This is a genomic window from Blastococcus sp. TF02A-30, from assembly GCF_003319185.1.
Lineage (GTDB): Bacteria > Actinomycetota > Actinomycetes > Mycobacteriales > Geodermatophilaceae > Blastococcus.
On the sequence record NZ_QOHJ01000004.1, the window covers coordinates 390,212 to 402,712 of the forward strand.

Genomic DNA, 12,501 nt, shown 5'->3' on the forward strand with positions numbered 1-12,501 from the left:
GGGGTCAGCGGGCCAGCCGGGCGACGACCAGCCGGTTGGCCCAGTCGGGGCTGACCGCCGACGCGGCGGCGAGCACCCGGGTCTGCCGGCCGACCGTGCGGTGCGGCGAGCGCGGCAGCCGCCGCCGTTCGTGCACGACCCTCCAGGCCGCGGCGGCGACGTCGTCGGGACCGAGCCGCACCCCGAGGCTCTTCAGGGGCGCCATCCCCCGGCCGTCGCGGGTCACCATCTCGGTGTTCACGAACAGCGGCAGGAGGCTGCGCACCCGGACCCCGTCGCCGCGCCACTCCAGCTCCAGCGCCTCCGTCAGCGACTTCACCGCGGCCTTGGTCGCCCCGTAGGTCGCCAGCGTCGGCTGGCCGTAGAGCGCCGAGGCCGAGCAGAGGTTGAGCAGCAGCCCGCGCCGGGCCCGCCGCAGGTAGGGGTGCCCGGCCAGGGCGCCGTGGACGACGCCGGTGACGTTCACGTCGACGATCCGGCGGTGGGTGGCGGCTTCGGTGGCCGCGAACGGCCCGGAGGCGAGGACGCCGGCGTTGTTGACCAGGACGTCGAGCCCGCCGTCGCCGCAGAACTTCGCGAGCGCCGCTTGCCAGGCGTCGAGGTCGCGGACGTCGAGCGACCCGTGCACCGCCCGCGGGTGCCCGGCGGCCACCTCGGCCACCGCGGCGGCGTCGACGTCGTAGAGCCCGACCCGCCAGCCGCGGGAGAGGAACAGCTCGGCGGTCGCGCGGCCGATGCCCCGCCCCGCGCCGGTGATCAGGATGCTGCCGGGAGTCGAGGTCATCCGGCGTTCCTACCAGGGGCTATTCGCCGAGCATCGCCCGGCGGAGCTCGTCGGCGTCGCCGCGCACGGTGTCCAGGACCGGGACGACGTCGTCCTCCCGGAGCTGACCGCAGCTCACCCGCACGATCGGCGTGGTCTCGTAGTCCTCGACCGTGAGCCGTGCGGCCAGCTCGAAGGACGAGCGCAGCAGCGCGCCCTCCATCGCCCGGTAGTCGTCGACGTGCTTGAGCGGCGTCGTCATCGTGGCCGGGAAGCCCCACTGCTCGAGGGCGATCGCGGTCAGCCGCAGGCTGTTGACCCCGTAGCGGCGCACCTCGGCGGCCCGCCGGCCCATGAAGGTCGGTTCGGCCGCCATGATCTCGGCGTAGCCGTCGCGGTCGTTGTGGAACAGCAGCGCCGCACCCATCTGGGCCAGCAGCCCGAGGCACAGCGCGTCCTGCGGGCGTTCGCCGAAGCGCGGCGCCAGCGTGGACGCCGACAGCGCCAGGCAGGTGGTGAGGTCCCAGAAGTCGTCGGGCAGCCGCGACTCGTCGTCCAGGTCGGTGAGGGCGACGGTGGCCATCGTCCGCACCGTGGTGAAGCCGACGACGGTGACCGCGAACTGCAGCGAGGTGACCCGCCCGCGCATGCCGAAGTAGGCCGAGTTGGCCAGCTTCATCACCCGGCCGGCCAGCGCGACGTCGGAGGCCAGGATCCGCGAGAGGGCCTTGGCGCTGGTGTCGTCGGAGTTGGCGACCGAGACGATCTGCGCGGCCACCGGCTTCTGGGCGGCCATCGTGTCGATGCTGGCGAGCACCTTCTCCACGTCGAACACCGGCACCGCGGAAGGGCCGTCGACGCCGGGGAACGGGGTGACTGTCACGGCGTGCGCTCCCCGTGGGCGGCGAACCAGGCGGCGGTGTGCCCCCCGGTCATGGGTTCGGCCAGGCTGAAGCCCTGGAGGTAGGTGGCACCGAGCTCGCGCAGCGCGGCGGCCTGGGCGGCGGTCTCGACGCCCTCGGCCACCGTGGACAGGTGCAGGTTGCGGGCCAGCGCGATGACCGTCGCGGCGATCTCCACGTGCCCCTCGGCGAGCTCGGCGACGAACGAGCGGTCCACCTTGAGGCAGTCGACCGGCAGGTGCCGCAGGTAGGCCAGCGAGGAGTAGCCGGTGCCGAAGTCGTCGATGGCCAGCTCGACGCCCAGGCCGCGCAGCTGCTGGAGGATCTCGCGGGCCTGCGCCGGGTCCTTCATGAGCGCCGACTCGGTGATCTCGATGGAGATCCGCGACGGCGCGAGGTCGTGCCGCTCCAGTGCCGCGGCGACCTGGCCGGTCAGGTTGTCGTCCAGCTGCAGCGCGGAGACGTTGACGTTGGCCCGCGGCGGCGCGGCCGGGCCCATGAGCCGGTCCCACTCGGCCAGCTGCCGGCAGGTCTCGTCGAGCACCAGCAGCCCGAGCCCCGCGATGAGGCCGCTCTCCTCGGCCAGGGGCACGAACACGGCCGGGCTGATCGGGCCGCGCTCGGGGTGCTCCCAGCGGGCCAGCGACTCCACGGCGACCGGCCGCTGGTCGGCGGTGCTGAAGATCGGCTGGTAGAGCAGGGTGATGTCGCGGCGCTCGATGGCGTCGCGCAGGTCGGCGACGAGCCGCAGCTTGTCCCGGGCCTCGGCGCGGGCCTGCTGGTCGAGCACGGTGATCCGACCCTTGCCGCCGGCCTTGGCCTGGTACATCGCGATGTCGCAGTCGCGGATGAGCTCCTCGGCGGCGACGTGCTCGGCGGTCTGCACGGTCACGCCCACGCTGGCGTAGGGCCGCACGTCCACTCCCCCGAGCCGCATCGGCCGCGCCAGCGCCACGGAGATGCGCTCGGCCAGCGCCACGGCGTCGTCCTCGTCCACCCGCTCGCAGACGACGACGAACTCGTCCCCGCCGAACCGGGCCACGAGGTCGCCGGGGCGCACGGTGGCGCGCAGCCGGGTGGCGACCTCCGCCAGCAGCTCGTCACCGGCGGCGTGGCCCAGGGAGTCGTTGACCACCTTGAAGTTGTCGAGGTCGAGGAAGAGGCAGGCCAGCCCGCCGGCGCCCGGCCGGAAGCGACCGGCCACGTACTCGGCCAGCAGGGTCCGGTTCGGCAGCCCGGTCAGCGGGTCGTGGTTGGCCTGGTGGGCCAGCTGCGCCTCGAAGGCCAGCCGGTCGGTGATGTCCTCGATGGTGCCGACGAAGCCCGCGCCCACCCCCGGGGTGAACAGGTGGGCGAACCGGATGACCGTGGTCCGGACGGTGCCGTCGTCGCGGACCAGCCGGGCCTGGGTCTCGACCTCGCCGCCGTCGAGCGCGGCCGAGACCTGCTCGATGACCGCGTCGAGGTCGTCGGGGTGCACGGCGTCGATCCAGCCGGTGCCCAGCAGCTGCTCGGCCCGGCGGCCGACCAGGGTGCAGAAGGCGTCGTTGACGTGCGCCAGGCGCATCCCCTGCTCCGACAGCAGGGTCGGGATCGGCGAGCGCTCGGTCAGCGTGGAGAAGCGCCGCTCGTGGGCGTCGGCCGTGGCGCGCAGCGCGCGCTCCTGCTCGTTGGCCGTCGACAGCAGCCGGATGGTCCACATCCGCCCGCCGGGTGCCGGCGTCGTCGACACGACGGTGTCGATCAGCTCGCCGCTGGCGGCGCGGACCGGAAGCGTCATGCGGGCGGCGCGCTCCCGCCGGAGCAGCAGCTTGAGCTCCCCGTTGCCCAGGGTCGGGAACAGGTGCTCCACCGGCATGGCGCGCAGGTCGTCCAGCCCGTAGCCGAGCATCTGGACGGCGCCCTCGTTGCCCCAGGTGACGCGCTGCGTGCGGCCGAAGCTCTCGGCGACCAGGAGGGAGAGGACGTCGCTGACCTGGGCGCTGTAGAAGATCGACGAGACGATCTCCGGCGGCACGTGGCCGTCGTCGTGCACGCTCACGGCGGTCACCCCGTCCTCCTCCCGTTCCCGACGGGGCCGGGTGACCGCGTCAGGGCCTACTTCGGCCCGCGGCCAGCCTCTTCTCCACCCGAACCCGCCGGCTTCCCCCGTCGGGGTGAGGAGGAGATGCCGGACCGGGGGTGCCCGGCGGCCGCGGTGGGCTGGCTAGCGTGTCCGGTCGTGGTCCGCGCTCTGGCCGTGCTCTGCGCCGTCGTCGTGGCGACCGCCGCCTGCGGGGAGGGCGAGGCCCCGGGACGGCCGCTCCCCGAGCTCTTCCCCGATGCCGCGCTGGCCGCCAGCGTGGCCACCGCCGCGGGGCTCCCGGGCGCCGGTTCACGGGCCACCGACCGCGACCTCGCCGGGATCGAGCAGCTGCACTGCGACGGGCTGTCCGCGGCGGCGCCGATCCGCACGCTGCAGGGGGTCGACGCGCTCCCGGCCCTGTCGGTGCTGGACGCGCCGCGCAACGCCATCGACGACCTGGGCCCGCTGGCCGGGCTGGAGCGCCTCGGCACGCTGACCCTCACCGGCAACGCGGTCACCGATCTCGGCCCGCTGGCCGGGTTGGAGCTGTTCGACCTGGGCCTGTCGCAGAACCCCGTCCGCGACCTGGCGCCGCTGGCCGGGACGACGACGTTGACCGCTCTGGGAGCGGCGTCCGCGCAGCTCACCGACATCTCCGCGCTGGCCGGCAAGGACGGGCTGCGCACGCTCGACCTGAGCGGCAACGCGATCGTCGACGTCTCGCCGCTGGCCGGGCTGCCGGCGCTGGACACGCTGCGGCTGAGCGGCAACCAGGTCGTGGACCCGTCACCGCTGGGGACCGTGCCGACGCTGCTGGTGCTCGACCTGTTCGGCAACCGCATCGCCGAGGTCGGCGGGCTCGCGGACTCGCCGCTGCTCCAGGAGCTCCAGCTGGGCGCCAACCCCCTGACCGATCTCACCCCCCTGCTGCGGGTGCGCTCACTGGTCAACCTCGGGCTGGACGAGACCGACGCCACGGGGATCACCGGCATCGAGGAGCTGCGGGCCGCCGGGGTGTCGGTGAACGGGCTCGCCTGATCCCGCCCCGGCCGATCCCACCCCGCGGGACGACGGACGTGGAAGTGGTCACACAACCGGGTCGGACGGGGGCCGCGCGGCCCCCGGGCGTGCATGATCCGACCGGATTGCAGCACCACCCCACTGGTGACGGGCAACGACGCCCGCCAGCCGATTGGAGCGCACGTTGCAGATCGGGATCCCGCGCGAGACCCGCGCCCGCGAGACACGGGTGGCCGCCACCCCGACCACGGTCGCCCAGCTGGTCGGCCTCGGCTACGAGGTGGTCGTCGAGGGCGGGGCGGGCGAGGCCAGCAGCTTCCCCGACGAGGCCTACGCCGCTGCCGGCGCGCGGACCTGCAGCGCCGGGGAGGCCTGGGGGGCCGACGTCGTCCTCCGGGTCAACGCGCCGGCGGTCGAGGAGATCGGCCGGCTGCGCGACGGCGCGACCCTGATCAGCCTGATCGGCCCGGCGCTGAACCCGGAGCTGGTCGACGCCCTGGCCGCCCGGCCCATCACGGTGCTGGCGATGGACGCCGTCCCCCGCATCTCCCGCGCGCAGTCGCTGGACGTGCTGAGCTCCATGGCCAACATCGCCGGCTACCGCGCCGTCGTGGAGGCCGCGCACGTCTTCGGCCGGTTCTTCACCGGCCAGGTCACCGCGGCCGGCAAGGTGCCCCCGGCCAAGGTGCTCGTCGCCGGTGCCGGCGTGGCCGGGCTGGCCGCGATCGGCGCGGCCAGCAGCCTCGGGGCGATCGTGCGCGCGACCGACGTCCGGCCCGAGGTGGCCGAGCAGGTCCGCTCCCTGGGCGGCGAGTACGTCGCGGTCCCCGCCGGCGAGCAGGAGGTCAGCGCCGACGGCTACGCCCGCGAGATGGGCGAGGACTTCAACCGCCGCGCCGCGGAGATGTACGCCGAGCAGGCGCGCGACGTCGACATCATCATCACCACGGCGCTGATCCCTGGCCGCCCGGCGCCGCGGCTGATCACCGAGGAGATGCTCGCCTCGATGCGCTCGGGGTCGGTGATCGTCGACATGGCCGCCGCCCAGGGCGGCAACGTCGCGGGCTCGGTGCCCGACGAGATCGTGGTGACGCCGAACGGCGTGTCGATCATCGGCTACACCGACCTGCCCGCCCGGCTGCCGGCCCAGGCCTCGCAGCTGTACGGCACCAACCTGGTCAACCTGCTCAAGCTGCTCACGCCGGGCAAGGACGGCCTGCTGGTCCTCGACTTCGACGACGTCGTGCAGCGGGCGATGACCGTGGTGCGCGAGGGCGAGAAGACCTGGCCCCCGCCGCCGGTGCAGGTGTCCGCCGCACCCGCGCCCGCCGCTCCCGCACCGAGGGAACCGGCTCCCCCACCGGAGCCACCGAAGCCGGGACGGCGGTTCGCGCTCGTCGGCGCCGCCGCCGCGGTGCTCTTCCTGCTCGCCGGGTTCGCCCCGAACGAGCTGGTCCAGCACCTGACCGTGTTCGCGCTCGCCGTCGTCGTCGGCTTCTACGTCATCGGGCACGTGCACCACGCGCTGCACACCCCGCTGATGTCGGTGACCAACGCCATCTCCGGGATCATCGTCGTCGGCGCGCTCCTGCAGATCGGCCACGACGACGCCGTCGTCACCACGCTGGCCTTCGTCGCGATCCTCGTCGCCAGCATCAACGTGTTCGGCGGTTTCGCCGTCACCCGCCGCATGCTGGGCATGTTCACCCGGGGGCCGGCCCGATGACCGTGACCGGCGCCGCCTCCGCGGCCTACATCGTCGCCGCGCTGCTGTTCATCCTCAGCCTGGCCGGGCTGTCGAAGCACGAGACGGCCAAGGCCGGCAACGCCTACGGGATGGCCGGCATGGTCATCGCCCTGGCCGCGACCGTCGCCCTGGCCGCCGACCACGGCATCTCCGGCACCGGCGCCACCCTGCTGGTCGTCGCCGTCGTCATCGGCGCCGCCATCGGCCTGTGGCGCGCGGCCAGGGTCGAGATGACCGGCATGCCCGAGCTGATCGCGATCCTGCACAGCTTCGTCGGCCTGGCCGCCGTGCTCGTCGGCTGGAACGGCTACCTGTCCGTCGAGGCGGACCTGGAGAACCAGACCGAGGTCTCCGCCGACCTGCTGGGCATCCACTCCGGCGAGGTGGCGATCGGTGTCTTCATCGGCGCGGTGACCTTCACCGGCTCGATCGTCGCCTTCCTCAAGCTCTCGGGGCGGATCAAGAGCAACCCGCTCGTGCTGCCCGCCAAGAACTGGCTCAACCTCGGCGCGCTCGCGGCCTTCGCCGTGCTCACCGTCGTCTTCGTCGCCGAGCCCAACCTGCCGGTGCTCGCGGTCCTCACCGTGCTGGCGCTGGCGCTGGGCTGGCACCTGGTCGCCTCGATCGGCGGCGGCGACATGCCCGTCGTCGTCTCGATGCTCAACAGCTACTCCGGCTGGGCCGCCGCGGCCTCGGGCTTCCTGCTCGGCAACGACCTGCTGATCATCACCGGCGCGCTGGTCGGCTCCTCCGGTGCCTACCTCAGCTACATCATGTGCAAGGCGATGAACCGCTCGTTCCTGTCGGTCATCGCCGGCGGGTTCGGCAACGAGGGCGGCACGGCGTCGTCGGACACCGACTACGGCGAGCACACCGAAATCACCGCCGAGGAGGTCGCCGAGCTGCTCCGCGACGCCGACTCGGTGGTCATCACCCCCGGCTACGGCATGGCGGTGGCCCAGGCGCAGGGCGCGGTCGCCGAGCTCACCCGCAAGCTCACCGACAAGGGCGTCGACGTGCGCTTCGGCATCCACCCGGTCGCCGGCCGGCTGCCCGGGCACATGAACGTCCTGCTGGCCGAGGCCAAGGTGCCCTACGACGTCGTCCTCGAGATGGACGAGATCAACGACGACCTCGCCGGCACCTCCGTCGTCCTCGTCATCGGCGCGAACGACACGGTCAACCCGGCCGCGGCCGAGGACCCGGGCAGCCCGATCGCCGGGATGCCGGTGCTGCGGGTGTGGGAGGCCGAGCGGGTCGTGGTGTTCAAGCGGTCGATGAGCACCGGGTACGCCGGCGTCCAGAACCCGCTGTTCTTCCGCGAGAACAGCCGGATGCTGTTCGGCGATGCCCGGGAGCGGGTCGAGGACATCCTCCGTTCGCTCTGAGGTTTTCCGGGGTTTCCCGCGCGGACCCTGTCCGTGCGGGCCCCGGGGGCCTACGGTCGGGAGATGCGTGCATCGGGTCTGCTCTCGGAGCTGCCCGAGGCGTGCCCCGCCGACCACGTGTGCTGGGTGCACGACGAGCACGACCCCGGCTTCGACGCCGCGGTCCGGCAGTTCCTGGCCGGCGGCGCGGCCCGCGGCGAGCGCCTGCTGGTGATCGGCGCCCGCGCGATCGCCGCCCTGGACGGCGACCCGGCGCAGCTGGACGCGGCGCGGCTGCGGGCCGACGGCGCGCTGGAGGTGCTCGGCGTCGACGACGCCTACGCCGCCAGCGAGGAGTTCACCGTCGCCCGCCAGCGGGCCTGGTACGAGGCCGCCACCCACCGGGCGCGGGCAGACGGGTTCACCGGCCTGCGCGTCGTCGCCGAGATGAGCGCTCTCGCCGCCGATCCGCGGCACGCCGACGAGCTCGCCCGCTGGGAGCACGTGGCCGACGAGTTCATGGCCACCGACGGCGGCATGTCGGCGATGTGCACCTACCGCTCGGACCTGCCGCCCGCGCCGCTGGGCGCCGTCGCGGCGGCCCACCCCGTCGTGCGCGCGAACCCGCGGTCGGTGCCGTTCCGGGTCTTCTTCGAACGCGACCGCGTGGTGCTGGCCGGCGAGGTCGACGCGTTCGACGCCGACCGGCTGGCGGCCCTGCTGGCCGCCACCCCGGCGGGTGCCCGCGCCGTCCTGGACGTCGGCGGGCTGGGCTTCGTCGGCGCCGCGGGTCTGCGCGTGATCGCCCGCTGGGCGGTCGAGCTCGGCGGCCGGGGGTCGTCGCTGGAGCTTCGTGGCGCGTCGTCGCTGCTGCGGCGGATGTGGGGGCTGCTCGCGCTCGACGACCGGGCGCCGGTGGAGTTCTCGCCGGCCTGACGCCGGTCGCCGTCGATCCGGCGCGGCCGGGCCCCGTGCCCGGGCAGCGGCGCGGCGCTGCCCGTCTATGCTGCTCGGGCGAGTGCGTCACACAGCCGGCGTGCACCACGGGGCCCCGCCCCGAGATCTGACGAGGCCCTGGAACCCCCGGGGTCGCGCCACTGACCGCCGGCACGGATTCGTCCGGTGCACACCACACGGAGTTCCACCACGTGACTCGCCCCGACGACGTACCCGGCGCCACGGCCCCGGACGTCGCCGCCGTCCAGACCGCCTTCGACGAGCTGGGCCGCATCGCCTTCGCCGAGCACTCCCTCGAGTCGCTGGTCGGGACGGTCACCGAGCTCGCCGCCCGTGTCCTGCCCGGCGAGCCGATCACGTCGGTGACCATCCGCCAGGACGGCCGCTTCTCCACGGTGGCCGCCAGCGACGACCTGGCCGTGGCCCTGGACCAGTTCCAGTACCGGGGCGAGGAGGGCCCGTGCGTGGCGGCCGCGTCGACCGGCCGGCTGTCCCTCCTCCCGGACACGCACCGGCCCGACGCCTGGCAGGAGTTCGGCGCGCACGCCGCCGCGAGCGGCTGCAGCAGCGTGCTGTCGATGCCGCTGCCGGTGCAGGAGGGCGTCGGGGGCGCGCTGAACGTGTACGCCCGCGCCGCCGCACCCGCCGACCAGGCGACCCGCGACCTCGTGTCCCGGTTCGCCGCCTACGCCGTCGTCCCGGTCTCGAACATGTTCCTGTACCGGGCGGCGGTCGAGCGCGCGGAGCACCTCGAGGCGGCGCTGGACTCGCGCGCGGTCATCGACCAGGCCAAGGGCATCCTCATGGAGCGGCACAAGCTCACCGCGGACCAGGCCTTCCAGGTGCTGGCGCGGGTGTCGATGGAGACCAACACCAAGGTCCGCGAGGTCGCCGTCCGCTTCGTGGAGACCGGCGAGCTGCCGGCCGGCTGACCTCTGCGAATGACCGCGACCCGGCCGGGGCACTGGGACGCCACGGCCCGCCGTGCGGCCGGCAGCACGGGAGGTCGAGGTCCAGCGGTCGAATACGGCGGCCGCTGGGCCGCCCCCGTTTGCGCGGCGGCGTCGCGGCGCCCACGGTGACGGGGTGGATCCCTTCCGCGGGCTCGGCATGCCCCGCATCCCCGGCTTCGGCGACCTGCTCGCCCTGCTGCAGACCCAGACGGAGGCGCTGGCCCAGCTCCCCCGCACGCTGGCCGACCTCAACGGCACCGTGCGGCAGCTGACCGAGGCCACGACCAGCGCGAAGGAGACGATCGCCGCGGCGCAGCGCATGGCCGAGCGCCTCGAGGAGCTGGTCGAGGAGCTGGAGGAGCCGGTGCGCGCGCTCAAGCCCGGGCTGGAGCGGGTCGGACGCGTGCTCGACGACCCGGCCGTCGACACCGTGCCCGACACGCTGCGCCGGATCCACGACGACCTGCTGCCGCTGATCCACGGGCTGCGGCAGGCGCAGTCCCGCGTCGGCTCGGTGACCGGCCTGCTCCGCCGCCGACCCCGGGACGACGCGGACGACGACGGGGGCTGGTGACGGTCCGTCAGGCCACCGGCACACGGGCGCTCTGCGCCACCCCGTCGAGGCGGTAGCGCCGCTGCGAGAGCAGGGACAGCCCCATGACGGCGGCGGAGATCACCGTGAAGCCCAGGAGCACGGCCAGCCGCGCGCCGTCGGTCTGCACGACGTCCTCGTCGGCGGTGCTGCCCACGAACCCGCCGAGCGCCAACGCCGCCGAGTACAGGTAGGGCCCGGCCGCGGCACCGACGGCCTCGGTCGCCGTCCACACGCCGGTGTACGCGCCCGCGCGGGCGAGCTCCGCCTCTCCCCCGGCCCGCACGGTGTCGGGCACCATCGAGAACGGGAACAGCTGCAGGCCCGCGAACGCGATCCCGAGCGCGAAGGTGGCGAGCAGGACCACGGCCAGGTGCACCCGGCTGCCGACCAGCAGCACCAGGGAGCCGATCACGAAGATCGCCTGGGCCGCCAGCAGGCAGCGCTGCTTGCCGCGCCGGCGGGAGACCCGGAACCACAACGGCGTGGTGAGCAGCGCCGGGGCCATGAACAGGGCCATGAGAACCGTGGTGAAGGCCGGCCGGTCCAGCTCGTACTCCGCGAAGTAGGGCAGGCCGGCCAGCACCAGGTGCGTCGTCGTCGACATCAGCAGGTAGCTCGTGACCAGGATCCGGAAGGACGGGTTGGCCCTGAGCACGCTGATCGACTCGCCGAGCGCCTGCCGGGCCGGCGTGTGCTGCTGGACGCCGGCGGCCGGGGCGGTGGCCGGGGCCAGCCGGCGCACGCCACCGACGCCCACGACCTGGAACACGAGCATGAAGGCGCCCAGCGCGGCAGCCATCACCACGTAGCCGCCGATGCCGCTGTCCTCGTCGGCCAGCAGCGGGGCGAGCGCGCCGGAGAGGAGGATGCCGACGGTCAGCACGATCATCCGGAAGCTCATGATCCGGGTGCGCTCGTCGTAGCCGACCGCCACGTCGGTGGGGGTGGCCAGGTAGGGCACCTGGTAGCTGGCGAACAGCGTGTTGCCGAGCACGAACCAGCCACCCACCCAGAGCGCGGCGAGGTACTGGGAGCCGGCCACCACGCCGGGGACGGCGAAGGTGGCGAGGAACGCCGGACCGAGCAGGCAGCCGACGAGCAGCAGCCGGACGCGGGTGCCGCGGCGGCGCCGGTCGGTGTCGGACAGCGTCCCGATGACCGGGTGGAGCACGACGTCGACGACCTTGGGCACCAGCAGCGTGAGGCCGGCCAGCCACGGCGAGACGCCGAGCGTGTCGGTGAGGAAGTAGAGGAGCAGCAGCCCCGGCACGGTCACGTAGACGCCCATGCCGGCCGAGCCGAGCGCGTAGCGCACCAGGGTGGCGCGCTCGACGGCCGGAGCCGGCGCCGTGGCCACGGACGGGGAGACAGTCCTCATAAATCCTTCTCTCGCTTGATTGCGCGGCGTGATGGTAGCCACACTGGACGGCGTGAGGAAGACGTCTCCGGAAACTGCCGCCGCGACGCGACGGGGGCCCGGCCGGCCACGGCGCGACGCCGGCGCACCGCCGACCCGCGAGCGGATCCTCGTCGCGGCCACCGACCTGTTCGCCGAGCGGGGAGCCGACGGGGTGGCGATGCGCGACATCGCCGAGCGCGTGGGGATCGACGTGTCCAGCGTCCACCACCACTTCCCGACCAAGGCCGGGTTGCTCGACGCCTGCTTCGCCCGGGTCTTCGCCGCCGAACGGGACGCTCTGGACGCCGACGTCGATGCGCTCCGCTCGGCCCTGGTGACCGGCGACCGCGCTGACGCCCTCGCCGCGCTGCACCAGCTGGTGGAGACCTTCGTGACCTTCCTCGAGGACCACCCGCACACCACGTTCCTCTGGTTGCGCCGCTGGCTGGACCCGACCGCCGACACGCCGCTGGACGAGGCCTACGCGCTGCCCATCTACTCCCGCGTGGAGGACGCCCTCCTGGCCGCCGGTGGCCGGGGGCTGCTCGCCGAGCCGACGCCGCACGTCACCGTCCGCAGCCTCGTCTGGGCCACGCACGGCCACGTCACCAGCCTGGCCGCCGCGGGCAGGGACGGGGTCGGCGCGGCCCGGGAGCGCCGCGAGTTCCGCGCCTTCGTGCACCGCTTCATCGACCGCCTCTACCCGGACGCTTCCCCCTCCTGACGGCGCGTG

11 protein-coding genes are annotated in these 12,501 nt (G+C 74.0%); 7 read left to right on the forward strand and 4 right to left on the reverse strand.

Annotated elements, in window-relative coordinates; translation table 11 throughout:
• Positions 1 to 4: 4 nt before the first annotated feature.
• Genes DQ241_RS11480 through DQ241_RS11490 form a run of 3 tightly spaced genes read right to left on the reverse strand, consistent with a single transcriptional unit; the run spans position 5 to position 3,715 of the window.
• Positions 5 to 784, reverse strand: a complete 780-nt coding sequence (locus tag DQ241_RS11480) for an SDR family oxidoreductase (protein WP_113830293.1) — start codon at positions 782 to 784, stop codon at positions 5 to 7.
• 19 nt (positions 785 to 803) lie between these two features.
• Positions 804 to 1,646, reverse strand: coding sequence for an HDOD domain-containing protein (locus tag DQ241_RS11485; protein ID WP_233492375.1), 843 nt, complete (start codon positions 1,644 to 1,646; stop codon positions 804 to 806).
• Entirely contained in the window at positions 1,643 to 3,715 is a 2,073-nt protein-coding gene (locus DQ241_RS11490) for a bifunctional diguanylate cyclase/phosphodiesterase (RefSeq protein ID WP_233492376.1), read from the reverse strand. Before DQ241_RS11490 ends, DQ241_RS11485 begins: the two co-directional genes overlap by 4 nt.
• A 171-nt stretch (positions 3,716 to 3,886) precedes the next feature.
• On the opposite strand from DQ241_RS11490, the gene DQ241_RS11495 reads away from it, so the two are divergent.
• From DQ241_RS11495 to DQ241_RS11520, 6 genes are all read left to right on the forward strand, one after another.
• Positions 3,887 to 4,768 (forward strand): leucine-rich repeat domain-containing protein, encoded by an 882-nt coding sequence (locus DQ241_RS11495; protein ID WP_158545920.1) that lies wholly within the window; start codon positions 3,887 to 3,889, stop codon positions 4,766 to 4,768.
• A gap of 166 nt (positions 4,769 to 4,934) precedes the next feature.
• A complete protein-coding gene (locus DQ241_RS11500; protein ID WP_113830412.1) occupies positions 4,935 to 6,476 on the forward strand; it encodes a Re/Si-specific NAD(P)(+) transhydrogenase subunit alpha in 1,542 nt (513 codons plus the stop codon).
• Positions 6,473 to 7,885 carry a Re/Si-specific NAD(P)(+) transhydrogenase subunit beta gene (gene pntB / locus DQ241_RS11505; protein WP_113830295.1) on the forward strand — a complete coding sequence of 471 codons (1,413 nt, stop codon included), beginning with the start codon at positions 6,473 to 6,475 and terminating at the stop codon, positions 7,883 to 7,885. Before DQ241_RS11500 ends, pntB begins: the two co-directional genes overlap by 4 nt.
• A gap of 63 nt (positions 7,886 to 7,948) precedes the next feature.
• Positions 7,949 to 8,800, forward strand: coding sequence for an MEDS domain-containing protein (locus tag DQ241_RS11510; RefSeq protein WP_147252366.1), 852 nt, complete (start codon positions 7,949 to 7,951; stop codon positions 8,798 to 8,800).
• 212 nt (positions 8,801 to 9,012) lie between these two features.
• A complete protein-coding gene (locus tag DQ241_RS11515) occupies positions 9,013 to 9,753 on the forward strand; it encodes a GAF and ANTAR domain-containing protein (protein WP_233492377.1) in 741 nt (246 codons plus the stop codon).
• A 154-nt stretch (positions 9,754 to 9,907) separates the two neighbouring features.
• The gene (locus DQ241_RS11520) at positions 9,908 to 10,348 is read left to right on the forward strand and encodes a hypothetical protein (protein ID WP_113830297.1); all 441 of its coding nucleotides are present in this window, start codon (positions 9,908 to 9,910) and stop codon (positions 10,346 to 10,348) included.
• A gap of 7 nt (positions 10,349 to 10,355) precedes the next feature.
• Here the strand turns inward: DQ241_RS11520 and DQ241_RS11525 are convergent, their stop codons facing one another.
• On the reverse strand, positions 10,356 to 11,747 hold the full coding sequence (locus tag DQ241_RS11525) for an MFS transporter (RefSeq protein WP_113830298.1): 1,392 nt from the start codon (positions 11,745 to 11,747) through the stop codon (positions 10,356 to 10,358).
• A 52-nt stretch (positions 11,748 to 11,799) separates the two neighbouring features.
• Here DQ241_RS11525 and DQ241_RS11530 point away from each other — a divergent pair, with 52 nt between their 5' ends.
• Positions 11,800 to 12,492: a TetR/AcrR family transcriptional regulator gene (locus tag DQ241_RS11530; protein WP_199584418.1), complete on the forward strand. Its 693-nt coding sequence runs from the start codon at positions 11,800 to 11,802 to the stop codon at positions 12,490 to 12,492.
• The last annotated feature ends 9 nt before the right edge of the window (positions 12,493 to 12,501 follow it).

Bases quoted from the DNA above. Each gene is read 5' to 3' on its own strand.
- DQ241_RS11525 (WP_113830298.1), bottom strand. From the start codon at position 11,747: ATGAGGACTGTCTCCCCGTCCGTGGCCACGGCGCCGGCTCCGGCCGTC.
- DQ241_RS11510 (WP_147252366.1), top strand. From the start codon at position 7,949: ATGCGTGCATCGGGTCTGCTCTCGGAGCTGCCCGAGGCGTGCCCCGCC.
- pntB (WP_113830295.1), top strand. From the start codon at position 6,473: ATGACCGTGACCGGCGCCGCCTCCGCGGCCTACATCGTCGCCGCGCTG.
- DQ241_RS11480 (WP_113830293.1), bottom strand. From the start codon at position 784: ATGACCTCGACTCCCGGCAGCATCCTGATCACCGGCGCGGGGCGGGGC.